The organism is Caloramator sp. mosi_1 (genome assembly GCF_028622835.1).
Taxonomy (GTDB): Bacteria; Bacillota; Clostridia; order Clostridiales; family Caloramatoraceae; genus Thermobrachium.
Genome location: NZ_CP117677.1, coordinates 1180202 through 1207022, shown reverse-complemented (window position 1 = coordinate 1207022; position 26821 = coordinate 1180202). Strand labels below are relative to the sequence as shown.

At 31.7% G+C, this 26821-nt stretch carries 24 protein-coding genes, 4 tRNA genes and 11 pseudogenes; 20 read left to right on the top strand and 19 right to left on the bottom strand.

The genetic code is table 11. The features are described 5' to 3' along the window. The first annotated feature begins 3 nt into the window (after positions 1-3). The 10 genes and pseudogenes from PL321_RS08670 to PL321_RS08625 all read left to right on the top strand — a co-directional run bounded on the left by PL321_RS08670 (position 4) and on the right by PL321_RS08625 (position 8665). The gene (locus PL321_RS08670; RefSeq protein ID WP_273964192.1) at positions 4-501 is read left to right on the top strand and encodes a 2Fe-2S iron-sulfur cluster-binding protein; all 498 of its coding nucleotides are present in this window, start codon (positions 4-6) and stop codon (positions 499-501) included. Continuing rightward, on the top strand, positions 411-2303 hold the full coding sequence (locus PL321_RS08665; protein WP_337961138.1) for an FAD-dependent oxidoreductase: 1893 nt from the start codon (positions 411-413) through the stop codon (positions 2301-2303). The genes PL321_RS08670 and PL321_RS08665 overlap by 91 nt, the downstream gene beginning before the upstream one ends. Then, positions 2300-2929 carry a hypothetical protein gene (locus tag PL321_RS08660; RefSeq protein ID WP_273964191.1) on the top strand — a complete coding sequence of 210 codons (630 nt, stop codon included), beginning with the start codon at positions 2300-2302 and terminating at the stop codon, positions 2927-2929. The genes PL321_RS08665 and PL321_RS08660 overlap by 4 nt, the downstream gene beginning before the upstream one ends. Beyond that, a complete protein-coding gene (locus PL321_RS08655; protein WP_337961137.1) occupies positions 2889-3500 on the top strand; it encodes a molybdopterin-dependent oxidoreductase in 612 nt (203 codons plus the stop codon). Before PL321_RS08660 ends, PL321_RS08655 begins: the two co-directional genes overlap by 41 nt. Positions 3501-4140: 640 nt before the next feature. Further along, entirely contained in the window at positions 4141-4539 is a 399-nt protein-coding gene (locus PL321_RS19870; protein WP_337960998.1) for a Na+/H+ antiporter NhaC family protein, read from the top strand. Then, positions 4493-5251, top strand: coding sequence for a Na+/H+ antiporter NhaC family protein (locus tag PL321_RS08645; protein WP_337961136.1), 759 nt, complete (start codon positions 4493-4495; stop codon positions 5249-5251). The genes PL321_RS19870 and PL321_RS08645 overlap by 47 nt, the downstream gene beginning before the upstream one ends. A gap of 231 nt (positions 5252-5482) precedes the next feature. Beyond that, positions 5483-6020: pseudogene (locus tag PL321_RS08640) on the top strand (helix-turn-helix domain-containing protein). 17 nt (positions 6021-6037) lie between these two features. Beyond that, positions 6038-7076: pseudogene (potA, locus tag PL321_RS08635) on the top strand (spermidine/putrescine ABC transporter ATP-binding protein). A gap of 1 nt (position 7077) precedes the next feature. Continuing rightward, a pseudogene (locus PL321_RS08630) lies at positions 7078-7894 on the top strand (ABC transporter permease). Continuing rightward, positions 7884-8665 (top strand): annotated as a pseudogene (locus tag PL321_RS08625) (ABC transporter permease). Before PL321_RS08630 ends, PL321_RS08625 begins: the two co-directional pseudogenes overlap by 11 nt. Positions 8666-8811: 146 nt before the next feature. Here the strand turns inward: PL321_RS08625 and PL321_RS08620 are convergent. From PL321_RS08620 to PL321_RS08585, 8 genes and pseudogenes are all read right to left on the bottom strand, one after another. Further along, positions 8812-9846 (bottom strand): DUF4179 domain-containing protein, encoded by a 1035-nt coding sequence (locus PL321_RS08620; protein WP_273964189.1) that lies wholly within the window; start codon positions 9844-9846, stop codon positions 8812-8814. Beyond that, positions 9843-10361 (bottom strand): RNA polymerase sigma factor, encoded by a 519-nt coding sequence (locus PL321_RS08615; protein ID WP_273964483.1) that lies wholly within the window; start codon positions 10359-10361, stop codon positions 9843-9845. Before PL321_RS08615 ends, PL321_RS08620 begins: the two co-directional genes overlap by 4 nt. A gap of 369 nt (positions 10362-10730) precedes the next feature. Beyond that, a pseudogene (gene tnpB, locus PL321_RS08610) lies at positions 10731-11801 on the bottom strand (IS200/IS605 family element RNA-guided endonuclease TnpB). A gap of 60 nt (positions 11802-11861) precedes the next feature. Further along, positions 11862-11957 (bottom strand): annotated as a pseudogene (locus PL321_RS08605) (IS200/IS605 family transposase); the annotation flags it as partial. 255 nt (positions 11958-12212) lie between these two features. Then, positions 12213-12692 (bottom strand): 23S rRNA (pseudouridine(1915)-N(3))-methyltransferase RlmH, encoded by a 480-nt coding sequence (gene rlmH, locus PL321_RS08600; protein WP_273964482.1) that lies wholly within the window; start codon positions 12690-12692, stop codon positions 12213-12215. An 85-nt stretch (positions 12693-12777) separates the two neighbouring features. Then, positions 12778-12900, bottom strand: coding sequence for a hypothetical protein (locus tag PL321_RS08595; RefSeq protein WP_273964481.1), 123 nt, complete (start codon positions 12898-12900; stop codon positions 12778-12780). A gap of 23 nt (positions 12901-12923) precedes the next feature. Next, the gene (locus PL321_RS08590; RefSeq protein WP_273964480.1) at positions 12924-13535 is read right to left on the bottom strand and encodes a S1C family serine protease; all 612 of its coding nucleotides are present in this window, start codon (positions 13533-13535) and stop codon (positions 12924-12926) included. Positions 13536-13864: 329 nt separating this feature from the next. After that, positions 13865-14651, bottom strand: a pseudogene (locus PL321_RS08585) (MBL fold metallo-hydrolase). Positions 14652-14755: 104 nt separating this feature from the next. On the opposite strand from PL321_RS08585, the pseudogene PL321_RS08580 reads away from it, so the two are divergent. Next, positions 14756-15927: pseudogene (locus PL321_RS08580) on the top strand (NAD(P)-dependent malic enzyme). Between the two features lie 35 nt (positions 15928-15962). On the opposite strand, the pseudogene PL321_RS08575 reads toward PL321_RS08580, so the two are convergent. Continuing rightward, positions 15963-17232: pseudogene (locus tag PL321_RS08575) on the bottom strand (UDP-N-acetylglucosamine 1-carboxyvinyltransferase). A 202-nt stretch (positions 17233-17434) separates the two neighbouring features. On the opposite strand from PL321_RS08575, the gene PL321_RS08570 reads away from it, so the two are divergent. From PL321_RS08570 to PL321_RS21245, 3 genes are all read left to right on the top strand, one after another. Further along, complete coding sequence (locus PL321_RS08570) at positions 17435-17530, top strand: LysR family transcriptional regulator (protein WP_273964188.1); 96 nt, start codon at positions 17435-17437, stop codon at positions 17528-17530. After that, positions 17527-18057 carry a LysR family transcriptional regulator gene (locus tag PL321_RS19865; RefSeq protein WP_337961135.1) on the top strand — a complete coding sequence of 177 codons (531 nt, stop codon included), beginning with the start codon at positions 17527-17529 and terminating at the stop codon, positions 18055-18057. The genes PL321_RS08570 and PL321_RS19865 overlap by 4 nt, the downstream gene beginning before the upstream one ends. A gap of 423 nt (positions 18058-18480) precedes the next feature. Next, positions 18481-18609 carry a Spo0E family sporulation regulatory protein-aspartic acid phosphatase gene (locus PL321_RS21245; RefSeq protein ID WP_443110765.1) on the top strand — a complete coding sequence of 43 codons (129 nt, stop codon included), beginning with the start codon at positions 18481-18483 and terminating at the stop codon, positions 18607-18609. A 26-nt stretch (positions 18610-18635) separates the two neighbouring features. On the opposite strand, the gene PL321_RS08560 is transcribed toward PL321_RS21245, so the two are convergent. Beyond that, positions 18636-18797: a zinc ribbon domain-containing protein gene (locus PL321_RS08560; RefSeq protein WP_273964187.1), complete on the bottom strand. Its 162-nt coding sequence runs from the start codon at positions 18795-18797 to the stop codon at positions 18636-18638. A gap of 132 nt (positions 18798-18929) precedes the next feature. Here PL321_RS08560 and PL321_RS08555 point away from each other — a divergent pair, with 132 nt between their 5' ends. The 3 genes from PL321_RS08555 (at position 18930) to PL321_RS21240 (ending at position 20121) form a co-directional block, all read left to right on the top strand. Then, positions 18930-19058, top strand: a complete 129-nt coding sequence (locus PL321_RS08555) for a hypothetical protein (protein WP_273964186.1) — start codon at positions 18930-18932, stop codon at positions 19056-19058. A 137-nt stretch (positions 19059-19195) separates the two neighbouring features. Next, positions 19196-19783, top strand: a complete 588-nt coding sequence (locus PL321_RS08550) for a S8 family serine peptidase (RefSeq protein ID WP_273964185.1) — start codon at positions 19196-19198, stop codon at positions 19781-19783. Then, entirely contained in the window at positions 19768-20121 is a 354-nt protein-coding gene (locus tag PL321_RS21240) for a S8 family serine peptidase (protein ID WP_443110764.1), read from the top strand. The genes PL321_RS08550 and PL321_RS21240 overlap by 16 nt, the downstream gene beginning before the upstream one ends. 10 nt (positions 20122-20131) lie before the next feature. On the opposite strand, the gene PL321_RS08540 is transcribed toward PL321_RS21240, so the two are convergent. From PL321_RS08540 to PL321_RS08530, 3 genes are read right to left on the bottom strand one after another with little or no spacing between them, the layout of a single operon-like run. Beyond that, positions 20132-20323 carry a M23 family metallopeptidase gene (locus PL321_RS08540; protein ID WP_273964183.1) on the bottom strand — a complete coding sequence of 64 codons (192 nt, stop codon included), beginning with the start codon at positions 20321-20323 and terminating at the stop codon, positions 20132-20134. Further along, complete coding sequence (locus PL321_RS08535) at positions 20301-21185, bottom strand: G5 domain-containing protein (protein WP_273964182.1); 885 nt, start codon at positions 21183-21185, stop codon at positions 20301-20303. Before PL321_RS08535 ends, PL321_RS08540 begins: the two co-directional genes overlap by 23 nt. A 26-nt stretch (positions 21186-21211) precedes the next feature. Continuing rightward, a complete protein-coding gene (locus PL321_RS08530; RefSeq protein WP_273964181.1) occupies positions 21212-21478 on the bottom strand; it encodes a hypothetical protein in 267 nt (88 codons plus the stop codon). A gap of 177 nt (positions 21479-21655) precedes the next feature. Here PL321_RS08530 and PL321_RS08525 point away from each other — a divergent pair, with 177 nt between their 5' ends. From PL321_RS08525 to PL321_RS08515, 3 genes are read left to right on the top strand one after another with little or no spacing between them, the layout of a single operon-like run. Then, positions 21656-22594 carry a DnaD domain protein gene (locus PL321_RS08525; protein ID WP_273964180.1) on the top strand — a complete coding sequence of 313 codons (939 nt, stop codon included), beginning with the start codon at positions 21656-21658 and terminating at the stop codon, positions 22592-22594. Next, entirely contained in the window at positions 22584-23168 is a 585-nt protein-coding gene (locus tag PL321_RS08520; RefSeq protein WP_273964179.1) for a hypothetical protein, read from the top strand. The genes PL321_RS08525 and PL321_RS08520 overlap by 11 nt, the downstream gene beginning before the upstream one ends. A 22-nt stretch (positions 23169-23190) precedes the next feature. Then, a complete protein-coding gene (locus PL321_RS08515; protein WP_337961134.1) occupies positions 23191-23565 on the top strand; it encodes an ATP-binding protein in 375 nt (124 codons plus the stop codon). A gap of 85 nt (positions 23566-23650) precedes the next feature. Here PL321_RS08515 and PL321_RS08510 read toward each other — a convergent pair. The 6 genes and pseudogenes from PL321_RS08510 to PL321_RS08485 all read right to left on the bottom strand — a co-directional run bounded on the left by PL321_RS08510 (position 23651) and on the right by PL321_RS08485 (position 26768). Then, positions 23651-23726: transfer RNA gene (locus PL321_RS08510), tRNA-Thr, on the bottom strand. A gap of 5 nt (positions 23727-23731) precedes the next feature. Further along, positions 23732-23808: transfer RNA gene (locus PL321_RS08505), tRNA-Asp, on the bottom strand. A gap of 5 nt (positions 23809-23813) precedes the next feature. Then, a tRNA-Val gene (locus PL321_RS08500) sits at positions 23814-23889 on the bottom strand. 3 nt (positions 23890-23892) lie between these two features. Beyond that, a tRNA-Glu gene (locus PL321_RS08495) sits at positions 23893-23967 on the bottom strand. 133 nt (positions 23968-24100) lie between these two features. Continuing rightward, positions 24101-25384 (bottom strand): annotated as a pseudogene (locus PL321_RS08490) (adenylosuccinate synthase). Positions 25385-25388: 4 nt separating this feature from the next. Beyond that, a pseudogene (locus PL321_RS08485) lies at positions 25389-26768 on the bottom strand (NAD(P)/FAD-dependent oxidoreductase). Between the last annotated feature and the right edge of the window lie 53 nt (positions 26769-26821).

The window sequence follows — 26821 nt, the reverse complement described above, 5'->3', positions numbered from 1 at the left end:
GATGTGTCTTTAATAAGGGTTAATATAAATAATAGGGAGATTGCCGCAACGGATGATAAAACAATTCTTCAGATTGCTCTTGAAAATGGCATTGACATACCAAACCTATGCTACAGTCAAAAAACAAAACCCTATGGTTCCTGTGGGCTTTGCGTTGTTGAGGTTGAGGGAAATCCTAAACTTGTTCGTGCCTGTTCAACTTTTCCATACGATGGGATGATTATAAAAACGAACACAAAACGTACAATAGCTGCAAGAAAAACAGCCCTTGAACTTTTATCCTCCGACCACAGAGGAGATTGTAGGCCACCCTGTGTTAATGCCTGTCCTGCACATACTGACTGCCAGGGATATGTTGGACTTATTGCAAACGGACAATATGATGAGGCTATAAAGCTTGTTAAAAGGTTATACCTCTGCCTGCAAGCATTGGTAGAGTTTGTCCTCATCCCTGTGAAAGCGAATGTAGGCGTGGTAAAGTGGATAAACCTATTGCCATAGCAGATTTAAAACGATATATTGGTGAAATTGATGTAAAAAATGGCACCTATGTTCCAGAAATAAAGCCTTCAACAGGCAAAAAAGTTGCTATTATAGGAGGGGGACCTGCTGGTATATCCTGTGCCTATTTTCTATCAATGGAGGGCCACAAAGTAGTTATATATGAAGCACAGCCTCATCCAGGAGGAATGCTACGATACGGAATACCTCAATATCGTCTTCCAAAGGATCTTTTAGATGCTGAGATAAACACATTAACTAAAATGGGTGTTGAGATAGTCTGCAATACTAAACTTGGTGAAGATATTACACTACCTTATCTAAAGAAAAACTATGATGCTGTATTCATAGCAATAGGTGCTTGGGCAAGCACACCACTTAATTGTCCAGGTGAAGAATTAGATGGGGTTATGGGTGGAATTGAATTTTTAAGAAAAGCAACCCTTTCAGAGCCTATATACCTTGGAGAAAATGTTGTTGTTATAGGTGGCGGTAATACTGCTATGGACGTAGCAAGAACTGCTGTCAGACTTGGTGCAAAAAGTGTAAAAGTTTTATATAGAAGAACAAAGGAAGAAATGCCTGCAGAAGAGATAGAAGTTAAAGAAGCACAGGAAGAAGGTGTAGAATTTACCTTCCTTGTTGCTCCTATTGAAATTGTTGGAGATGGAAAAAGAGCAAAGGCAATAAAATGTCAAAGAATGATGCTTGGTGAACCTGATAAATCAGGCAGAAGAAAACCTATTCCAATTGAAGGTGAAGTAGTTACCTTTGAAGCCGATCTTATAATCTCTGCAATCGGACAAAAGGTTAATCCTGAATGTGTAAAGGAACTTGAAACAACAAAATGGGGAACTATTTCAGTAAACCCAAACAACTTCAAAACAAGTATAGAGGGTGTTTTTGCTGGTGGTGAAGCTGTAACAGGCCCAAAAATAGCAATAGAAGCAATTGCACAGGGTAAAAATGCCGCCTACGTTATAGATAACTACTTAAAGGGCGAAGATGTTTCTGTTGCAAACCCCTGCTTTATTGTGCAAGATGATTTAACTCAAGAAGATTTTATTAAATATGATAAAGAAGAAAGACAAGAACAATATGTACTTCCAAGTAGTGAAAGAAGATTGAGCTTTAGGCCTATTTCAAAGGCACTTACAGAAGAACAAGCAATAAAAGAAGCATCAAGATGTCTTGAATGTGGATGTCACGACTATTTTGAATGCAAATTAGTAAACTATCTTCAAAAATATAATATTAAAACAGATAGAATTAAGGGAGAAAAACATAAAAGAGATATAAATGATGCTCATCCTTTCATTTTAAGGAATGCTGACAAGTGTATTTTATGTGGGCTTTGCTATAGAACCTGTGAAGAAGTTATGGGAATAACAGCCCTTGGACTTAAAGGAAGAGGTTTTAATTCCGAGGTTGTACCTGAGTTTAACCTTCCTCTTAACCAAAGCTCCTGTATCTCCTGTGGACAGTGTGTAGATGTTTGTCCAACTGGTGCATTAATCGATAAGGCCTCTGTTAAAAAACAGGTTCCTGTTGAATTGGATGAAACTACTTCTATCTGTAGCTTCTGTGGAGCTGGATGTGAAGTTGTATATCAATCAAAGGGAGATTTAGTATTTAAGGCTCTACCAAATAAACAAAAGTCAGGAATACTCTGTGCAAGAGGAAGATTTGGTACAGAGCACATAAACAGTGATTTAAGGATTAAAACATCATATATTGTTTATGATGATATAAAAATGAAGTTCCTCTTGATGAATCTATATCACTTCTATCAAAGAAATTGAAACTTATTGAAGGACAATATGGAAAAGATAGTATTGGTATTTTAGTTTCTCCAAAGTTTACAAATGAAGAGGCCTTTGTTTTAAGAAAAATTGCTGACAAGTTGAATACAAAATATATAGGTTCTATGGCAATTAAAAATAATGTACTTGAAAAGACATTTGGTTATGATGCCTCAACAAATAGCTACGATGAATTATTTAGTACTGAACTTATAGTATCCTTTGGAGATGTAGCTGAAAATCATCCTGCTTTTGCTGCAAGGCTAAAGGATGCTTCAAACAAAGTAAAACTTATTTCAGTAAATAGTAGTGATACAAGAGTTAAGGAATGGTCAAACAAGTTCTATAAGGTGGATAATAACCTAAGCTTTTTAAAGGGATTTATAAAAACACTTATAGAAAAGTATATTGATGAAAAGGAAGTAGTAAATAGATGCAACAATTTTGAAGCATTAAAGAATTTTGTAAAGGATACTGTTCCATCTTATGAAGCTGAGGAGTTTGCAAGCATTTACGCAGAAGCTAAAAAGGCAATAATAGTAGTTGATGAGGACACTACTTATGATGCTGCCCTTATGCTCTTAGCTGACGCGGCTTCCTTATGTAAAAAGTTGGAACCCCCATAATGGTATAATAATCCTTCGCTCAAAGGCAAATACACAGGGATTTATTGATATGGGAATAACTACATCTGGAGACCAAATAATAAAAGCAATCGAAGACGGACAAATAAAGGGACTTGTCGTAATAGGCGAAGACATATATAGTGATTACTCAAACACACTAAAGAATTTAAAACTTCTTGCTACCTTTGACCTATTTGAAACAGATACTACAAAAAATTCAAATATAATTATACCGATAGCAAGTTCTGCAGAAGGATATGGAACCTACACAAACTCCTGTAGAAAAATACAAAAATTAAATAGAGCAATCAAACCTTTATTAGGAGTTGATAACTTAGAATTATTCTTGAAACTTGCAACAAATATTGGTATAGAGTTTAAAGATATTAAAGATGTTATAGAACATATATCTAAAGAAGTACCAAATTACAAAGGTTTCTATAAATTGTATAATAACTTAGAAAACATTTTTGTACCATTGGACAATTCAAGGGAAGTCAAGTATTATACACAGATGGATTTAAGACGGATAATAAAAAGGCTAACCTTATTTTTGAAGAGGCTAATTTAATATTCCATAATAAAAAGGTTTATGATACCGTTGAAGAAGATTTTTATAATTTTGCACAGAAAAACAACATAAAAATATAAAGTAACCCTGCAAAGCAGAGCTTTGCAGGGTTACTTTATATAAAGCTTTGTTCCATAAGATATATTATTATAAAACTACTATATACCCATCCTCCAAATTTTTAAAATATCAAGTAGTTGAAAATAATTAAAATCACCTTCTATTCTAACAGATACAAAATGTACAAGCAATCTATTTATTTTTCTAAAATATTGTATTTTCTACAAATTTTCTTCTTCGTCATAAAAATACTTTGTATAAATAATTTGTTTATGTTATTATACAATTGTGAATATTTGTTATATTTTTGTAACTAATTAAAGGGGAATAAAATACGAAAGAGGGGTTAATATGGATGTTATTTTTGGTATGGCAGCTACTTTTTAGTAATAGTATTTTCTATCTATAAAGGCATATTTGTGGGGTATCCCTTAATACTTGGGTTTTTAATTTTCTCTTTTATTTCCTTTAAAAGAGGCTTTAGTTTAAAAGACATTATTTCAATGTCCCTTGACGGAAGTAAAAATCCCTTGTTGTACTTAAAATATTTGTATTAATTGGAGCAATAACAGGTATATGGATGGCTTCAGGAACAGTTCCTGCAATCATATACTATGGTATAAAATATATGAATCCAAAGTTTTTTATACTTTACAGCTTTATCATTAGCTGCATCGTATCTCTTCTATTAGGTTCTGCTCTTGCTACTGTAAGTACTGTTGGAGTAGCACTTACCCTAATGGCAAAGAGCACTAACATCAATATAAATATTGTAGCAGGTGCTATAATAGCTGGTGCATACTTTGGCGATAGATGTTCTCCAATGGCATCAAGTGCAAACCTTGTTGCAAATCTTACCAAGACAAATCTATATACTAACATACAGAATATGTTAAAGACGTCTATTTCCCTTTTATACTTAGTATCCTTATATACTTCTTTTATCTCTGCAAAAGCCAATAAGTTTCATACAAAATAACTTAAGCCAACAAATAATAGAAACCTTTAAAATAAACGCATTCGTTCTAATTCCAGCAATAATTATATTAATATTATCCTTATTTAAAGTAGATGTTAAAATTTCAATGTTTATAAGTATCCTAACTGCCTCCTCTATTGCTGTTCTGCTTCAAAAATACACTGTAAAGGAAGTATTCATATTTTTAGTATTAGGTTTTAAACTTGATTCTTCAAACCCACTAAACTTTATTTTAAAGGGTGGCGGAATCATTTCTATGTGGAAAGCTGCTTTAGTTGTTTTTATATCCTGTGCTTTATCTGGTATATTTAGTACAACAAATATGTTTAAAACTGTTGAAGAAGTGTTGTTAAAAGCAAAGAGTAGGTATACTTTATTTTTGTATACAGCTATAACAAGCATAATAACTGCAGCCTTTGGATGTAATCAATCTATTTCAATTATACTTACTCAGCATCTTATGAGTAAAAGCTACGAAAACAACGAAATTGATAACTACCAATTATCATTAGATATTGAAAATACTGCAGTTGTTTTAGCTGCTATAATACCTTGGAATATTGCTGCCTTTGTACCTACAACTGCTATGAAGGTTAGCAGTACAGGTTTTATACCCTATGCAGTTTATCTATATCTACTACCTATAATTAATTTTACTTACATTTACTTTTCAGAAGTAAAATTAAATAAATTTTTACCAAACAATAACTAACGCATAATTCTTTTATTTCTATTAAATTTTCCATATACATTTAAATCTTAAAAGTTAGTTTATTAATAATATGTTTTTTATAATATCTGGAATAAAAAAGGAGTGATCTCTCCTTTTTTGTGTTTTATTTCAAAATTTTCTTGACATTTATTTGATATTTTGTATAATTATAATCATTGTAGTTTAGTCTTTGTAAACATAAAGTTTAATATAATGTAAAAGGGTGTTAAAATGAATATAGGTGAAAAAATTAAAGATTTAAGAATTAAAAATGGGTTGACACAGGAGGAACTGGCAAGTAGGTGTGAATTATCTAAAGGATTTATCTCTCAACTTGAGAGGGATTTAACATCCCCTTCTATTGCAACTCTTATGGACATTCTTGAATGTCTTGGAACAAATATAAAGGACTTTTTAACGAAACAGATGATGAAAGAGTTGTTTTTAAAAAGGAGGATATGTTTGAAAAGGAAGATGAAGAACTAAAAAACAAAATAACTTGGGTTATACCAAATGCACAGAAGAATATAATGGAACCTATTTTAATTACTCTTGATGTAGAAGGCTCATCAGAAATAGATGCACCCCATCAAGGAGAAGAATTTGGTTATGTTTTATCTGGTTCTGTTATCCTTTTCATAGGAAATAAAAATACAAATTAAAGAAGGGCGAATCCTTTTACTTTAAACCAAACAAAAACCATTATATTAAAAATAATGGTAAAACAAAGGCTCAAGTTTTATGGATTTCTAGTCCACCAAGTTTTTAGAAAGGGAGGTTTTTTAATTGTCAGAAAAAATACTGGATCTACAAGGATTAACAAAGATTTATGATGGTAATACAGTTCTTGACAACTTAAACCTTTATGTAAGAAAAAATGAATTTATCACACTTTTAGGTCCCAGCGGATGTGGTAAAACAACAACACTAAGACTTATTGGAGGATTTGAAAGTCCAACCAGCGGTAGAATATTTTTGAGGATAAAGACATTACAAATTTGCCTGCTTATAAAAGACAGGTAAACACCGTTTTTCAAAAATATGCTCTTTTTCCTCACTTAAACGTTTTTGAAAATATAGCCTTTGGACTTAGACTTAAAAAGGTATCTGAAACTGAAATAAAACAAAAGGTTAAAAATATGCTCTCTTTAGTTAACCTTTCTGGTTATGAAGAAAGAGAAATTTCCTCCCTAAGTGGTGGACAACAACAAAGAATTGCAATCGCTCGAGCACTTGTAAATGAACCAAAAGTTCTCCTACTTGATGAACCTCTTGGTGCCCTTGACTTAAAACTAAGAAAAGAGATGCAAACCGAACTTAAAAAGATGCAAAAGGCACTTGGAATAACATTTATATTTGTTACACACGACCAAGAGGAAGCACTAACAATGTCAGACACTATTGTTGTTATGAATGGTGGTATTATACAGCAAATAGGTCGTCCTGAAGATATATACAACGAACCTAAAAACGCCTTTGTTGCAGAATTTATCGGCGAAAGCAACATACTTGATGGAATTATGCTTGATGATTATCTTGTTGAAATTATGGGACATAAGTTTAAATGTGTAGATAAAGGCTTTTCTATTAATGAAAATGTAGACGTTGTTATAAGACCTGAAGACATTGAGATAAGTAGAGAAAAAATTGCAAGATAGAAGGATATGTTGAAAATGTTATTTTTAAGGGAGTACATTATGAAATGATTGTTGATACCGCAGGATTTAAATTCAAAATACATAGCACAAAAATGGAGCCTGTGGGAACTAAAGTTTATTTAGATGTTGAACCTGAAAATATTCATATAATGAAAAAGGTGAAGTAATATGAAAAGAAACTCCTATTCAATACCTTATTTAACCTGGATGACCATTTTTGCAGTACTCCCACTATTTTTAGTTTTATTCTATGCATTTACTACTAAAAATGGTTCTTTTACCTTTGAGAACTTTTTAAAATTCTTTGACCCATTATATTTAGATGTTTTTATCCGTTCTATAAACTTAGCCTTAATTAGTACAATAATTTGTTTTATCCTCGGCTATCCAATGGCATATATAATTTCAAAATCAAATATAAAAACACGAAATACATTAATATTGTTTTTCATTATACCTATGTGGATGAATTTTTGCTTAGAACATATGCTTGGATGACCATACTCGAAAAAAATGGTATAATAAATAAATTTTTGTCCTTATTTGGAATTAAACCTCTTTCAATGCTATACACAAATGGTTCTGTGATACTTGGAATGGTTTATAACTTTTTACCTTTTATGGTTCTACCAATATACACAGTTCTTATAAAAATCGATAAAAGTTATATTGAGGCTGCCTATGACCTTGGAGCAAATAAATTAGTTACATTTATTAAAGTTGTTTTTCCTCTTAGCCTTCCGGGGTAATATCAGGTGTTACTATGGTATTTATGCCTTCTGTTACTACATTTGCAATATCCAGACTTTTAGGTGGTGGTCAGTTTACTTTAATAGGCAACCTAATAGAAAGACAGTTCATAACTGTTGGTGACTGGAATTTTGGTTCTGCCATTTCAATCGTAATGATGGTTGTAATTTTAATTTCCATAGGAATTATGAACAGATTTGATAAGGATAAGGAGGGGTTAATCTATGGTAAATAAATTTTTAAAAAGACTTTACGCAATACTAATTTATATCTTCTTATATGCCCCTATCCTAATCTTAATAATATTTTCCTTTAATGAGTCTAAATCCAGAGGAAACTTTACTGGATTTACTTTAAAATGGTATAAAGAATTATTAAGAGATAGACAAATAATGCAGTCAATGTACTATACACTTTTAGTTGCATCTATTGCTTCTATTGTATCTACAATATTAGGTACATTTGCTGCAATAGGAATACATAATATGAGAAAAACACCTAAAAAGATATCTTTAAATTTAACCTATTTACCTGTATTAAATCCAGACATAGTTACAGCAATATCTTTAATGGTTTTATTTATTGCTATTAAGCTTGAATTAGGATTATTAACAATGATTATTGCCCACATAACTTTTTGTTTGCCATATGTTGTTTTATCTGTTCTTCCAAAACTAAAACAGCTTAATCCTAACATTTATGAGGCTGCATTAGATTTAGGTGCGACACCTTCATATGCTCTTAGAAAGGTTATAATCCCTGAAATAATGCCTGGAATTATATCAGGAGCTCTACTTGCCTTTACTCTATCTGTAGATGATTTCGTTATAAGTTTTTTACTACAGGTAACGGTGTTTCAAATCTATCAATAACTATTTATTCTATGGCCAGACGAGGAATTAAACCTGAAATTAATGCACTATCAACTATATTGTTTACAGTAGTTTTAATTCTTTTACTTTTAATAAACAAAATATCAAATAAAGAAACAAAGGAATTGAAATAGGTGAAAATATATCTATTTTTACAGAGTTTAAAAAATTAAGGAGAGCAAATACTCTCCTTAATTTACCATTTATAAACACAGAAGTAAGTTTATAAAAAATTTACTTTGCACTAAAAGAACGTTTTTACATTAGGCTAATCACTATATTATTCCTTAACCAATCTAATTTCTTCGTTTTTACCATAAATATCCCTTATACGCATTATTAACTTATCTTTGCTTTGGAATAAAGTCGCATCAAAGGTCAATTTAATTACATTTCTATTATTTGATATACTATCAATTGAAGCAATTGGTGATGGTATATATATATTCCCCTGCTCATCTATTAAATTTATTTTGTTTATTATATTTTCATCTACTGGCTTATTAACAATACACTCTATAGACATTCCTGTTGGCAGCATCTTTGCTGATACAATTTCAATAATATCACTCTTATTTTCAGCTCTAAATTTAATTTCTTTTGATTCTGTAAACTTATCATCTAATTTTAATGAAAATTTCCAATTACCATTAATATTTTCAATATTTTTTCCTTTATCCTCTTCGAATAAGTTAACAGAGTTTATATCTATTATCACATTATCTATACCTGTGATTTCTCCTGATGTTGAATACATCTCTAAATAATATTTTAGTTCTCCTTTTTCCTTTTGAGATGCATCAATTTTTGAAAACAATCCTCTAACCACTGAATCTGCATTTCCATCTTCCTCTATAATTATTCCTTTATAATCCTTTATTGTTAATCCTAATAATATATCACTAACATTTCTTAATTTGCTTTTATCGTCAAAATTTAATGTAAAGGAAACTGCCATCTTCGTTTTGTCTACTACTATGTCATCAACACTTATTGCAACTCCATTGTCTTTCACCACATTTCCTAATGATGATTGGACATATCCATTTTCTACAGCATTTTGAATGCCCTTATCACTAAAAAGTGCTCTAATTAATGCAAAAGCAGAACCTCCAAATACAGTTAGACTTAAAACACATATCACTGCCACCGCTGCAATAGATTGTCTTTTAAATTCCTTAAACTTTGTAGTCTTTACATCTTCAGAATATCTTATTTGCTCAAAAGCCAATTCCGCCTTTGATAATACACTATCTGGTATTTTAATATCTTGAGATAGTAAATCTTTAATATTATCCTCAAAATTGTTAATCATAACGTATCCCCTCCTATTTTATATCCTATCAAACTTTTATCATCATTAATTTCTAAGTAATAATCCTTTAGCCTCTGTCTTGCCCTGTTAAGTCTTGACTTAATAGTCCCTTCTTTTTCACCTAATATTTCACTTATTTCCTTAGTAGTGAAACCATTTACATAATACAGTACAACAACGGTTCTATAATCCTCACTCAGCACTTCTAAAGTCTTTATAAAATCAAGTCTGTCTTCAATACTCTCATTATTTGTTTTCATACTCATTCCATTATTAATTAAACTGTAATCCTCAATATAAATAATATTCTTACTTTTACTGACAATATCATTGCATTTATTGATAAGTATTCTAATGAGCCAAGTTTTAAAATAACGAACCTCCTTAAGTTTATCAAGATTCTTATACGCTGCAAGAATAGTCTCTTGAATTGCATCACCTACATCCTCATCCGAAAGAAGTCTGGATTTTGCAACCTTATACATTTGATTCATATTATCATTTATCAATTGTATAAATGCTTCTTTATCACCCTTTTGTGCTTTTTTATAAGTAGTTCCATAAAGTGTCCTCCTAAGCTTTCATATGCGCATATGAATTTGTTACATATATTAGACATAAAAAACAGAAAATGGTTGCAACAATCTATCTTAGAGCTAAAAATTTTTCTAAAATATAAACATAAATACAAGTCTTATTCTAATCCAATGGTTCTCCTTTTTATAATTCTTTAATAACCAGTGTGTCTCCTTATATTACTCTTATCATATTACCACCATATGTGAACTACCCCCACCTATAGAGGTGGTGGCTTCGTGGTCAAGGTAGCTTCTGCTACCAGTTTACCCACGCTCAAAGGGCTGTTCCATCCCCAGTTTTACCATTTATATGGCTAATTTTAGTAAGTTCTTTGCTGCATTTACATCTCTATCGTGTTTAGCACCACAATTAGGACACTCCCACTCCCTCAATGCTAAATTCTTTACCTCTATGTTTTTATATCCACACTCTGAACATATTTGACTTGATGCATAGTTTTGTGGTGCCTATTATTATTTCTCTTCCATACCACTTTGCTTTATATTCTAATATTCTTCTAAATTCTGCCCAGGATACTTCACTTATTGATTTTGATAAACATCTATTTTGTTGCATATTCTTTACCTTCAAATCCTCTAAAACTATAACTTGGTTTTCGTTTATAATTTTAGAGGACAATTTATGAAGAAAATCTCTTCTTTGATTAGTTATTTTTTCGTGTAATTTAGCAAGTTTTTGTCTATTTTTCTCATAATTTTTACTGCCCTTTTGTTTTCTTGATAAATCTCTTTGTAGTTTCTTTATTCTTTTTTCAGTTCTTCTTAGCCATTTGGGATTTTCTATTTTTGCTCCATCTGATAATATTGCAAATTCCTTTAACCCTAAATCTATTCCAATTTTTTTATCTACTTCTGGTAACTCCTTTATCTCTGTTTCTACTAATATAGAAGCATAATATTTTTCTGTTGGTGTTTTAGATATTGTTACTGATTTAATAATTCCTTCAAATTGCCTATGTTGTTTTATTTTTATCTTTGTTTTTAACTTTGGTATTTTTAAGTAACCGTCTATAATATCAACTGTCCCATTTTGATTATTTGTTGTATAGGATTGATATCCTTTTTTCTTCTTGAATTTAGGAAAGCCTATGCTATTATCTCTAAAAAAGCTCTTGTATGCCTTCTCTAAATTAAGCTGTGCATTAGCAAGAGCAAGGCTATCTACTTCTTTTAGAAAAGTATATTCTTTTTATATTGTGCAGGAGTTGTTTTAAGTATTTTTCCTGTTTGTTTGTAATGCTCTATCTTATCATTAAGCATTTTGTTGTATATGAACCTTACACAACCAAATACTTTTGATAAATATTCCTTTTGTTCTTTTGTTGGGTATATTCTATATTTATAGGCTTTTAGCAAAGTCACACCTATTCACCTTGCTTTTCTATATATTTTTTAATAACTTCAATTTGCCTTCACAATATTATCATTTATAAGCTTTCTTCTATATCTCGTTACTAAAACAAGATGATAATATAGCAAGAACACTGAATGATCATTATTATCTAAATCTATATATCTATATAACCTCATTTTTCTAATGCTTATTTTGTATCTGAACGATGAATTTGTTAACTGACATTCATAACCCACTTATAGAAGTAGGTGACTTCTGTCGCTGATTAGGTTAAAATCAAAACTTTTTACTATATCTTACCTTGTTAAGAAAATTATTTTGAAAATTCTCTTATATTTATGAAACATTAATTTTTATTCGATATTTTAACCTTTTTACTTAATATTTTTTAACATATTTTATCAAAATTCCCCTCACTTATGGTACGGTTCACCGTTTATAATCCTAAATCCCCTATATATTTGTTCAAGCAATATAAGCCTCATAAGTTGATGTGGGAAGGTCATCTTTGAGAAGGACAATTTATAGTTTGCCCTGTTTAGGACAGTTTGTGAAAGCCCTAAAGAACCTCCAATTATAAATGCAACATTACTCTCACCTAAAAGAGCCCTTTGGCTTAAAAAGTCTGCAAGTTCCTCTGAAGAGAGCTGTTTACCCTTTATATCAAGCACTACAACATACATATTATCCTTTATATGCTTTAAAATACCTTGTCCTTCTTTATCCTTAACCATCTCCTCTTCTTTTTGTGAAAGGTTCTCTGGTGCCTTTTCGTCTGGAACCTCAATAATATCAACCTTTGCATATTTTGAAAGTCTCTTTAGATATTCATTTATTCCTTCCTTTAAATATTTTTCCTTTAATTTTCCTACTGATATTATAGTTATATTCATTTTTACTCTCCTTTCTAATGAACCATATTTACCAATAGAATTATCCCTTTTATACATAAAAATAGGCCTATTTAGGCCTATAGTTTTACTTCCACATTTTTGTTGTTCCAACGGGAGTTTTTATTGTAATAGTGCAGCTGCCTCCAACACCTATCTTATATATTTCTTCCTTTAACTCCATCATAGTATTTATTTCCTTACCATTAATAGATACAATAACATCTCCTTCTTTTATACCTGCCCTCCCTGCTGGACTTCCCTTAAAACATCATAAACATATATACCCTTTTCTATTTTAAAATCATAATATCCTGCAAGATTTTTATCAAATCCCTTTATTCCAAGGGAAGGTGTTTCAAATTTTCCTGTTGCCTTTATTGAATTAATTATTGGTTTTACTATATTTATCGGAACTGCAAAACCTATTCCCTCTGCAGTCGTAACCTTTACAGTATTTATACCTATAACTTCTCCTTTAGTATTAACCAAAGGTCCTCCACTGTTTCCTGGATTTATTGAGGCATCTGTTTGAATTAAATCCTCCATAAAGACTCCCTCAGAATTCTCAATTGTTCTGTTTAAAGCACTTACGATTCCTGCTGTAACAGTTCTTTGAAATGTAAGCCCAAGAGGATTTCCTATAGCAATTACAGGCTCCCCTATTTTTACATTTTTAGAATCTCCAAGCCTTGCAATATTTAAGTTTGCCTCATCTATCTTTACAATAGCAAGGTCTAAAACCTCATCTGCCCAAACAACTCTACCATTTGTCTCCCTACCATCATATAAGGATACAACAATATTAGAAGTCGAATATCCTGCAACGTGATTATTTGTTAGTATATACCCCTGATTATCTATTATAATTCCGCTTCCTACACCCTGAACTCTTTTATTTTGAAAAAACTTCTTTGTATTTTTGTTGTTTTTATACCAACAACAGAAGGAATAACCTCCTCTGCAGCCTTTGTAACATCAAAGGTTGCAGTCTCATAAACAACCTCCTTTTAACCTCAACCTTCTCTGGCTCATTAACCTGAAACCTTTGAAAAAGTGCCTCAGGTGCAAAGGTTAAAAGTAAAAATCCACCTACAATTGCCCCAAGAAATGCTGATAAAAATAGCCAAACGGAGAAGGTCTTCTCCTGCCATAATACTCCATAACCTCACCTCTTATACTGAATAATATTTACCTACCCTATCCCTATGTGCTATATCTAAATCAATATCTACTCCATCCCTAATTCCATTAGTCTCTAATATAGATAAAACCGTTCTATATGCAAGTTCTGGATAGTTATTTGTTTTACTTAAATGACCTAATATTATCCTTTTTATCCTACTATTTAGTATATCCACAATTGTTCTTCCGCAATCCTCATTTGATAAATGTCCTACATCACTTAATACTCTTCTTTTAAATAGTAAGGGTATGGTCCTACCTTCAACATCTCAACATCGTGGTTAGATTCAAGAAGTATTAAGTCAGAATCCTTTATATTATCCTTTACTTCTTTACTTGCGTGACCAATATCTGTTGCTATTGAAATCTTTTTATTTTTCTCAGCAAAACTATATCCACAAGGACTTGACGCATCGTGAGGTATCTTAAAGGGTATAACTGTTATATCCCCTATCTCAAAGGGCTCATAATTACTAAATACCTTTATATTCTCCTCTTTAACTTCACCTATTTGTGACTCCATTGCACTCCAAGTGTCCGAATTTGCATAGATAGGTATATTAAATCTTCTCGATAGTATTCCTGCTGCTTTAATATGATCATCGTGTTCGTGAGTTATTAAAATTGCCTTTATTTCATTTGGTTTAACTCCTATTTCCAAAAGCCCCTCCTGAATCTTTTTCCACTCAACCCAGCGTCAACCAATATTTTTGTTCTTTGATTCCCTACATATATTGAATTACCACTACTTCCACTGTACAAACTACAAAAATCCATATTCTCTCTCCTTTCATATGTATATTTTACTTTTTTCATTTATAACTACAATGGAAATTATTTATGTTATAATATTCTTGATATTAAAAAAACGGGGTGATAAAATGAGTATTTATGATGAAGCACTAAAGTTTCACGAAGAAAAAGGGGTAAAATAGAGGTAATATCAAGAGTTGAAGTAAATAATTCCGTTGACCTATCTCTTGCATACACACCTGGTGTTGCACAACCTTGTATAGAAATACATAAAAATCATGAACTTGTTTATACCTACACAAGAAAATGGAATACTATTGCTGTAGTTTCAGATGGAACTGCAGTTTTAGGACTTGGTGACATAGGACCTCTTGCTTCACTGCCTGTTATGGAGGGAAAAGCTGTTCTGTTTAAAAAATTTGCAGACGTCGATGCCTTCCCAATAGTCCTAAATACAAAGGATGTTGATGAAATAGTTGATACAATTACAAAAATATCCCCTTCCTTTGGAGGAATAAACCTTGAGGATATTTCTGCTCCAAGATGTTTTGAAATCGAAGAAAAACTAAAAGAAAAGCTTGATATTCCGGTTTTTCACGACGACCAGCACGGAACTGCTATTGTATGTCTTGCAGCACTCATTAATTCTCTAAAAATAGTAAATAAAAAACTTGAAGACTTAAAAATAGTTATAAATGGTGCTGGTGCTGCAGGAACATCCATATGTAACCTTCTTTTATCCTATGGTGCTAAAAATATAGTTGTATGTGACAAGATAGGTGCACTCTATAGAGGAATAGAAAATGTAGATGAGGCAAAAAGAAACTTGCAGAAATTACAAACCCAAACAACGAAAAAGGAGAACTAAAAGATGTAATAGCAGATGCAGACGTTTTTATAGGTGTTTCTGCTCCAAACGTGTTAACCAAAGAGATGGTTAAAACAATGAAAAAGATGCTATTGTATTTGCAATGGCAAATCCAACACCAGAAATATTCCCACAAGATGCAAAGGAAGCAGGGGCAAGAATTGTTGGTACAGGCCGTTCTGATTTTGCAAATCAAATAAATAATGTTTTAGCCTTCCCTGGAATATTTAGAGGTGCACTTGATGCAAGGGCAAAAACAATAAATGAAGATATGAAAATAGCAGCAGCCCTTGCAATAGCAGAATCAGTTACAGAAAATGAACTAAATGAGGAATACATAATTCCTAAACCCTTTAATTTAGAAGTACAAAAAAGGTTGCAAAATCCGTATTTGAATCAGCTATAAAAAGTGGAGTGGCAAGAAACAAATAAAATCATAAAGTCAGATTTTTAAAGGGGATAACCTATTAGTTATCCCCTTCTTTTACTCTCTTTATTTTTGCACCTAAGGCCTGAAGCTTATATTCTATCTTTTCATATCCTCTATCTATATGGCGTATATTTGTAACTTCAGTAACGCCATCTGCTACAAGACCAGCAACAACAAGGGCAGCTCCACCTCTTAAATCTGTTGCTACAACCTCTGCACCAGATAATCTTTCAATTCCCTCGATTACGGCTACTCTTCCTTCAACCTTAATTTTTGCTCCCATTCTCTTTAGTTCATCACAATGCTTAAAGCGACCTTCCCAGATACTTTCGTTTATAATACTAACACCCTCTGATATAGTACAAAGAGTTGACATAGGTTGTTGAAGATCCGTTGGGAAACCTGGGTATGGAAGAGTTTTTATATTTATTGCCTTCGGTCTCTTATCTGCACAGACTCTTACTGTATCATCACCCTCTTCAACCGTTACACCCATCTCTAAAAGCTTTGCAGTAATAGACTCAAGATGCTTTGGTATTACATTCTTTAATACCACATCTCCTCTTGTTGCCGCTGCTGCAACCATATATGTTCCTGCTTCTATTTGGTCTGGTATAACACTGTAATTGCAAGCAACCAATTCTTCAACACCATACACCTTTATAACATCTGTTCCTGCACCTTTTATCTTTGCTCCCATACTGTTTAAAAAGTTTGCAACATCAACAACGTGAGGTTCCTTTGCAGCATTTTCAATAATTGTAACACCCTTTGCTTTAGTGGCAGCAAGCATAATGTTTATTGTTGCTCCTACACTTACAACGTCAAGATAGATATGAGCACCCTTTAGACCATTATCTGTATAGGCCTTAATAACACCGTGCTCAATAGTTACCTTTGCTCCCATTGCTTCAAATCCTTTGATGTGTTGGTCAATTGGTCTTACTCCTATTGGACATCCGCCTGGGAATGCAACCTCCGCACGTCCAAACTTAGAAAGCAGTGAACCTAACAGATAGTATGAAGCCCTCATCTTCTTTACTTCTTCACCTAATGCTCTAAAATCCTTAACTTCCTTTGTGTCTATTTTTACTGCTGTATCACTAACTTCTTCAACCTTAGCCCCAAGGCCTCTTAATATTTCTTCAAGACACTTTATATCTTCAATTTCAGGAAGATTATCAATTATAAACTCTCCCTTATCTGCAAGTATAACTGCAGGTAGTATTGCTACAGCCGCATTTTGCTCCGCCTATAACTACTTCTCCCTTTAAAGGAATACCACCTTCTATAATTAATTTTTCCATAAACAGCACCCATCCTTTTTGTAATCTATATTTAGAGATAATTATCCTATTTTATACCCATAATTGATATTATAGCATTTTATATTCAATTTTTTAATACATATTTTTATATTTTTGATAACAAATTATAACTCTATTGTTAATGTGTATTATTTGTTGAAAAATTAATACTATTCATATACTATATAATTGGGGTGATGGTATGGATTTTAAACAAATTGAAGCATTTATAAATGTTGCAAAATATAAAAGTTTTTCTAAGGCAGCTGAAGCTACTTTTTATCACAACCTACAATAAGTTCTCATATCTCCTCTTTAGAGAGGGAATTAAAAGTTGTTTTATTTGATAGAAATGGAAAGGATATACGCTTAACTGAAGCAGGAAAACTCTTTTATGAATATGCTATAAACTTAATAAGCATCAGAGATAATGCTATTTCAAGTCTTTCTCTTTATGATAATAGAATATGCGGTACAATAACTATTGCTGCCAGCACTACACCTTGTAGATTTTTACTGCCACAAGCTATAGAATCCTTCAACAAACTATATAATGACATAAATTATGATATTAAGGAAGGAAGTACACAATATGTAGTCGACCAGCTAACATCCTTTAATGTTGATTTAGGTATTGTTGGAGATATGATAGATGACTGCAAACTAACATACACAAATATATTTCAAGATAAGCTTGTACTAATCAGCAATTTCAATTTCTTAGATCAAAAGATAGACTTTAACGACCTAATTAAATTGCCCTTTATTCAAAGGGAAGATGGTTCTGCAACAAGGCATATATTTGAAAAAAACTATCTGAAATAGGAGTTAATATCAATGATTTAAACGTAATAATAAATGCAAACTCCTTAGAAACAGTAATACAATTAGTAAAAATAAAATAGGAGTGGCTATTGTCTCCTATTATGCCTGTAAAGATTTAATAGAAGCTAATCTTTTAAGATTTCATAGTATAAAAGATTTAGATATAACAAGACCTATTTATCTTGTTTATCACAACAAAAAACACTATCACCTGCTTCAAGAACATTTATTGAACACATAAAACGCAGTCAATTTATTACACAATCTTAAAAATTTTATTTTAACAATCATTGATTTACATCTTTAATAGTGTTAAAATATCCCTTGTCGCTGTCTTAAAAAGTGTAAATGGTGGGGGATGAAAATGCTAAAAGATGAAATTAAAAGTAAAATAGAAGTACTTTCAAATCAACTTAATTTAGAATTAAAAGATGGAATAAAAAAGATGAATACCATAAAATATTAAAATTAAGCCAAGAACTTGACAAACTAATAGTATCATATACAAAAAAGTATTATCTATATAATTTAAACTGCCTCAACATAAGTTGAGGCAGTTTTTATACTTTAAATAGAATTTAGTGACATCCAGAACAGGTTGAACATCCTCCACTACAATTTCCTTTTCCATAGAACTTTCCCTTATATACTCTTTCTACATTTTCACTTTTACATTTTGGGCAATTAACCTTTTCTTCTGAATTTACTATTTCAAAAATTCGTGTCCACATTCTTTGCATTTAAAATCTATTAGTGCCATATTAATCCCTCCCCTATTATTTTAACATTGCTGCTCTATAAATACAATCAAGTTGTAACAGTTTTCAAAATAAATGCATATAATGTATTGCATAAATTTATTAGGTGGTTTTATGTTTTTATTATTTAATAAAAAGATAGATAAAGCACTAAAAGAATATATTACAATAACATCTAAAAGAAGGATTCCTGTTATTGTATGTTATAAAAAAATATTAAATCTACAAAAAGTTCCATCCTAAGTAATGGTGGAAAAATAAAATATGAATACAATATAATAAATGCAGTATCCTGCGAAATTTTTCCCTCATCTATAGATAGGTTGTCTGAAAATCCTGACATTTCCTTCATTTGTTTTGATTACAAAGCCTCTCTATGTTTGAATAATGTTTCACAAAGTATAGGTGTAAAACTTGCCCATAATCTCAACTTAACAGGCAAAGACATCGGAATTGCACTTTTTGATACTGGTTGCTTTCCTCATCCTGATCTCATAACAAATAAAAATACAATTATATACTTTAAAGATTATATAAATAAAATTGACAAACCCTATGATGATAACGGGCACGGAACCTTTTTATCGGGTATAATTGCTTCAAGCGGGCATACTAATAAATCCTATAAAGGAATTGCACCTGATTCTAAACTTTGTATATTTAAATGTTTTAATTCCCTTGGTTTCGGTTATATGTCAGATATTATATTAGCCATTCAAGAAGCAATTCTTATAAAAGATCAATACAATCTCAAAATAGCCTGTTTACCCTTTGAATTTCCTTATTTAAACAAACTATACCTTAACCCTTTAGAGATGGCAATTAATAAACTTTTAGATAATAATATCATACCTGTTGTGCCATCAGGAAATTTAGGACCGCAAAATATGAGCATTTATTTCCCGGGTAATATGAAAAATGTCATAACAGTAGGTGGAATTTATGTCGATTTATCAAAAAACACATAACTATTGCTGAATTTTCAGGAAGAGGGCCAATATTTGATGGAATCAATAAACCTGATATTGTAGCTCCTTGTATAGATATAGTATCTTTAAATTCAGATACAAAATATATACCAACAGCAAAACATAAATATTCAATTTCAACCCCTTACAAATCTGCCTCTGGAACATCTATTGCTTGTGCCATAATATGTGCTTCTATTGCACTAATTTTAGAAAAATATAACAATGTTTCAATAAAGGATATTAAAAGCCTTCTTACATTATCCTCTAAATCAATTGGTGAAAGCAAGAATGCTCAAGGCAGCGGAATGTTTGTTTTTGATAAAATAATAAAGTAAGCCTAAAGGCTTACTTTATATATTTTAATGGATTTTGAGGTACTCCATTTTTTCTGATTTCAAAGTGAAGATGTGGTCCAGTTGATCTACCAGTTGAGCCTACTGCTGCAATTAATTGTCCCTTTGTTACTCTTTTTCCTTCAGAAACATATATTTTACTTGCGTGGGCATATACAGTTCTATAACCATTCTCCGTGGTCAATCATAACACACTTACCATAACTACCCATCCAACCAGTAAAAACAACTTTTCCTGCATCAGCAGCATATATTGGTGTTCCTGTTGGACCTGCTATATCTATTCCTTGATGCATTCTACCCCATCTTTGACCAAAATAAGAAGATATATATCCTCTTGATGGCCTTATAAACATTCCTGTTGCAACTATATTTGATTGCTTAGTTCCAATTACTACAAGGCTATTTTTAGGTGCCTCTATTAATTTTGATGAAACTACATTTTCCTCTACAACATTACCATTTACAATCTTTACACTTTTAGTAACTTCAGCAAGACCATTTTTACCTTGTTCCTTTACTACTTTTTTACCTTTATTCATAGTTTTATCAAAAACTTGCTTTTCTTCATAAGGAACTTCTTCGTCTGCTACTATATTAACTTCTATTTCAATATTAAGATATGGTTCATTTTTAACTATTATAATTTCTTGACCAGGTTTTATCTTATCTAAATTTAGGTTAGGATTGTATGTAGCTATTTCATCAATGCCTATTCCTTTTTCTAATGAGATATTCCATATTGTATCTCCCTGCTTAACTACATACTTTTCTTCAACTAACTTTCCTTTTATTATTTTTTCTGCTACATCATCAACATCTTCAACTAAAGCTGCATCTACGTATTGTATTGTTGCTAAAACATTTTCATCTATTTTAAAAGATTTTATTTCCACATTCTTAGTTTTTTCATATTTAGGTATATATCTGCTTTTTATTGTTTCAATTAATGTTTCATAATCTTTCTTGCTTGCAAGTACTGCTATTTGTTCATTTCCTACTTTTACAACATAGGCAGGTATTTTAAGCTTAAATTCCTTTCTCAACTTAACTTCAAGTTCTTGTTCGTCTATTAAATGTTTATGTGTATTTTTTCAACAATCACTTTAACATCCTTTGATAAATCTATTCCATCTGTCATTCTTATCTTATTTGAAACATTCTTTACTACATCAATACCTTTTACATAACCTACTTCTTTATCTAATGCTTTAACCATATAGATTGAATTAGACTTAATTTGAAGGTTTAATGCAAATAGTGATAATACTAATCCTAATAGAACCCCCAATAAAGAAGAAATATTTATTTTCTTTTGTATTTTCCCCAATGAATACACCACTTCCCCTCCTTTCATACACTTCTATGATACTATAACTTACTAAATTGGGCAAGTAACAGTTTCTAACATATTATATGTATTTTTTAATATTTTATTCATATCTTTACTTTATTGTGGTATGAAATCACTTCTGATATAATAATATAAGCTAAAAAACATTGGGAAGTGATTGAAATGCCAAATATATCCTTAACACCTCCAGAACCAAAATTTATACCTCTATCAACATTATTTATAGACAAATATATTCCTAAAGCCCACGGAGATTATATTAAAGTCTATCTAACTCTGCTTAGACTTTCCTATACAAACACAAGTTGCTCAACAGAATCTATTTCAAAGAAGTTAAATATATCTGAATCTGAAATTATAAATGCTTTAGGCTATTGGCAGGAAAATGGTTTGATTCACATATCGGATTCTGGAGAGGTTAGCTTTAATACATTAAATTTAGATGACGATTCCTGTTTTGTTATCATTGACAATAACAAAAACATTTTTAAGGATATTGAAATAGCTTTAGCAAGACCTCTAACCCCTTCTGATTACAAATTTTTTACTATGCTTATGGACAAATTTCATTTTTCCTTTGAGGTTTTAATATTTTTAATTGAATACTGCGTATCTAAGAAAAAGACAGATATCAGGTATATCGAAAAGGTAGCCATAGGTTGGCACGAAAAGGGGATAAAAACTATAGAAGATGCTCAAAACCACATAAGAAAATATGAAGAAAAATGGACAAAATATAGACAAATTTTAAACTTCATTGGCCTTAAGGATTCAGATATTTCTGTCCCACAAGAAGAACTATTAGAAAAATGGCTATATAATTACAGTATGCCTATTGATGTTGTTTTGGAGGCCTGCAGAATTGCTATTATGAGAATAAATGAACCAAACTTAAATTATATAGATAAAATAGTAACAGATTGGTATAATCTGGGTGTAAAAAATGTTAGCGATATAAAACGACTTGATAAAAAGATAAGTAAAAAGGATAAAACGTCAAAAACTCAGCATCCTTATATTGCATATAGCGGACAAAGGCAGTACGATATTAGTGAGCTTGAGAAAAAACTCCTTGGAAGGGGTGAACTAAATGAAGAATAAATATGTATCTGAAATTATAAATGAATATGAAAAACTTAGGGAATATGCAAAAACTGAACAAGAAAAAAGAATAGAAGAAATATATACTAAAATACCACGAATTAAAGAAATAGATAAAGAGATATCCTCCATAGGATTTAATATAGCAACTTCAGTTGTTTCAAAAGAGATAGAAGATGTAGAAGAATATATCAAAACTCAAAAGGAAAGAATAACCGATTTAAAAATTGAAAAAACAGAGCTTTTATCAAAATACGGATATCCAATTGACTATATGGAAATAAAATATAAATGTAAAAAATGTAAGGATACAGGATATATTAACAATAAGTTCTGCAGTTGTTTTAGACAAAAATTAATAAATAGATATTATCAGCAGTCAAATTTAAATGAAATTTTAAGAGTTGAAAATTTTGATACCTTCAATTTTGAATATTACTCAAGTATTCCCTATGAAAACGAACCCTTAAGCCCAAGGGAAAATATAGAAAAAATATATGCCTATGCAGTAAACTATACAAAAACTTCGATAAAACTAACGAGAGTCTTTTCTTCTATGGTAGTTCTGGTTTAGGAAAAACCTTTTATCAAACTGCATCGCAAAGGAGCTTCTTGATAAAGGAAAAGTAGTTATTTATCAGACTGCCTCAAACCTAATGGATATTATAAGAAGATGTAGGTTTGAAGATACTTCTAACTATAATGAACTAAATGAGCTTTTAGAGTGCGACTTTTTGATAATTGATGACCTTGGAACAGAACCTGTAACACCCTATTCATACTCTGAACTTTTTAATATAATAAATACAAGAATATTAAATAAAAAGAAAATGCTTATATCTACAAATTTTCAACTAAATGATATAATACAAAACTATCCTGAAAGAATAACCTCAAGAATACTCGGCCATTTTACTCTATTTAAGTTTTATGGCGAGGATATAAGAATACAGAAAAAGTTTAAAAAATAAAAAATGCTGGGAAGAACCCAGCATTTTTTAACTGACATTAAAATAAGTTGCCACAAAAATTAAAAGCACGCATTATGCGTGCTTTTGGAGCCGGCTATAGGAATCGAACCTACAACCTACTGATTACAAGTCAGTTGCTCTGCCAATTGAGCTAAGCCGGCAAATATGGCGACCCAGAAGGGGCTCGAACCCTCGACCTCCGGCGTGACAGGCCGGCACTCTAACCAACTGAGCTACTGGGCCATTTATGGTGGGCACGACAGGGCTCGAACCTGTGACCCTCTGCTTGTAAGGCAGATGCTCTCCCAGCTGAGCTACGCGCCCATATGGTGACCCCTAGGGGACTCGAACCCCTGTTACCACCGTGAAAGGGTGGTGTCTTAACCGCTTGACCAAGGGGCCAACTTTCTTTATCGTCTCGGCTCATCGCCCCGACACTTGTATATAATACACGATTTTTTTTGAAAGTCAACACCTTTTTTAAAAAATTTTTGATGTAATTTTTGGAATAAGGGTGGATCTAACCACCCTCATTTTAATATTTATTAACCACTATAGTTTGACTTCTGTTTGGACCTACTGATACTATTGATATCCTTGTATCTGTATACTCCTCTATAAATCTTAAATACTTTTTAGCATTTTCGTGTAGATCATCAAAGGTCTTTGCCTTCTCTACTGAGCTATCCCAACCATCAAACTCTTTATAAATAGGTTTACATCTTTCTAAATCATCTAAGGAGGCTGGGAAATAATCTATTACATTTCCATCAAGCTCATACCCTACACAAACCTTTATTTTATCTATACCTGATAAAGTATCTAATTTAGTTATTGCAAGACTTGTTAATCCTGATATTCTAACTGCATACTTTAATATGACCAAATCCAACCATCCGCATCTTCTTGCACGTCCTGTTGTTGTTCCATACTCAAATCCCTTTTCTCTTATATGATCTCCCATTTCATCAAATAGCTCTGTTGGGAAAGGTCCTTTACCAACTCTTGTTGTATAAGCCTTACATACTCCTATTGCATTTGAAACCATAGTTGGTCCAATTCCCGCTCCAATACATACACCACCTGAAATTGGGTGTGAAGATGTTACATATGGATATGTTCCATAATCTATGTCTAAAAGCGTTCCCTGTGCTCCCTCAAACAAAACCTTTTTTCCAGATTTTATAGCATCATATAGAATGACTGAAGTATCTCTAACGTACTGTCTTAATCTTTCTCCAAACTCAATATATTGTGAATAAACTTCATCAAAGCTTAATTCTTCTCCATTATATATTTCCTTTATTATTTTATTCTTTGCAGCAATATTAAGCTCAAGTTTTTCCTTTAGGGTTTCTTTATTCAAAAGATCACAAACTCTAATTCCAGTTCTTTCGTGTTTATCTGTATAGCAGGGACCTATCCCCTTACCTGTTGTACCTATATCTCTACTTCCTCTTTTTGTTCTGATAGTTTATCTAAAATCTTATGATATGGCATTATAACGTGGGCTCTATCACTCACAACTAATTTTTCTGGTGAAACCTTAACCCCTTCTCCTTCTAAATAATTTAACTCGTCAAAAACGCCATTGGGTCAATAACAACTCCATTTCCTATAACACAAAGTTTTGTATCATAAAGAATACCTGATGGAATTAAATGAAGCTTATATTTTTATCTAAAACTTCAACTGTATGACCAGCATTATTTCCACCTTGATATCTAACTACAACGTCTGCTCCCTCTGCTAAAAAATCTGTTATTTTTCCTTTTCCTTCATCTCCCCATTGGGCTCCAATAACTACAAGTGCTGACATATAATCACCTCATCCTATTAATAATTTCTCTTGCAATAATAACCCCAGATACTGAAGCTTGTGCAAGTCCTCTTGTTACTCCTGCTCCATCACCTGCTGCAAATAAATTCTTAATTTGAGTTTCAAGGTTATTTGTAAGCTTTAATCTCATTGAATAAAACTTAACCTCTACACCATATAAAAGAGTATGTTTAGAATAAATGCCTGGAGCTACCTTATCAAGAGCTTCTAACATTTCTATTATATCAGTTAAAAACCTATATGGTAAAACTAAACTTAAATCTCCAGGAGTTGCATCAACTAAAGTTGGTTCAACAAGTCCTCTTTTAACCTTTCCTCGGTTGTTCTTCTTCCCTCTAAAAGGTCTCCTAATCTTTGCACTATAACCCCTTCTCCCAACATATTGGCAAGGCTGGCAATATACTTACCGTAGGCTATTGGAGATTTAAAGGGCTTTGTAAAGTTTTTACTTACAAGCAGTGCAAAATTAGTATTGTTAGTTTTTTATTGGCATAGCTGTGCCCATTTACGGTTTTTATTCCATCATTATTTTCCACAACCACTTCACCATTTGGATTCATACAAAACGTTCTAACCCTATCATCAAAGGATTTTGTATAGTATATAAGCTTTGACTCATAGACCGCATCTGTTATATCCTTCATAACTATTGCTGGACACTCTACTCTAACACCAATGTCAACTGGGTTTGTATCAAACTCTAAATTTAATCTTTCAACCTCTTTAAAAACCAATCTGAACCCTCACGTCCAGGACAAACTACAACATATTCAGCAGTATACTCTTCTCCATCCTGTGTAATGACTCCCTTTGCCTTATCATTTTCAATTATAAGCTCCCTTGTAGGCTTTAGAGTATAAACATCTATTTTCTTTCTTAAATATTCTTCCATCTCCTTTAATATATTAAAACAATTGTCTGTTCCTAAATGTCTTATTCTTGCTGGTATAAATTTTAAATCAGCAGCAGCTGCTTTTCTCATTATTTCTTCGACCTTTGGAGTTATCTCTCCGTGTATTTCACTCGGTCCTCCAAATTCTAAATATATATTATCTATATAATCAATTAGACTTTGTAGTTCGCCTTTACTAATATATTCGTCTAACACTCCGCCAAATTCAGTTGTTAAAGTTAGCTTACCATCACTATACGCACCTGCTCCTCCCCATCCAGAAACAATAGAGCAAGGATTGCATTTTACGCATTTTACCTTATTTTCGCTGCTGGGGCATTTTCTATTTAGCATACTTTTACCCTTTTCAAAGAGTGCAATACTTAAGTTAGGATTTTGTTTTACTAATTCAAGGGCAGTAAAAATTCCAGCAGGTCCTCCACCTACTATAATTACATCATATTTTTTCATAATACCCCTCCTTTTTACTCCAATAAAATACTACCAAACCCTTTTTAATAAGT

Bases quoted from the DNA above. Each gene is read 5' to 3' on its own strand.
- PL321_RS19870 (WP_337960998.1), top strand. From the start codon at position 4,141: ATGGCTTCAGGAACAGTTCCTGCAATCATATACTATGGTATAAAATAT.
- PL321_RS08620 (WP_273964189.1), bottom strand. From the start codon at position 9,846: ATGATTAACAATTTTGAGGATAATATTAAAGATTTACTATCTCAAGAT.
- rlmH (WP_273964482.1), bottom strand. From the start codon at position 12,692: ATGAATATAACTATAATATCAGTAGGAAAATTAAAGGAAAAATATTTA.
- PL321_RS08570 (WP_273964188.1), top strand. From the start codon at position 17,435: ATGGATTTTAAACAAATTGAAGCATTTATAAATGTTGCAAAATATAAA.
- PL321_RS08560 (WP_273964187.1), bottom strand. From the start codon at position 18,797: ATGCAAAGAATGTGGACACGAATTTTTGAAATAGTAAATTCAGAAGAA.
- PL321_RS08555 (WP_273964186.1), top strand. From the start codon at position 18,930: ATGTTTTTATTATTTAATAAAAAGATAGATAAAGCACTAAAAGAATAT.
- PL321_RS08525 (WP_273964180.1), top strand. From the start codon at position 21,656: ATGCCAAATATATCCTTAACACCTCCAGAACCAAAATTTATACCTCTA.
- PL321_RS08520 (WP_273964179.1), top strand. From the start codon at position 22,584: ATGAAGAATAAATATGTATCTGAAATTATAAATGAATATGAAAAACTT.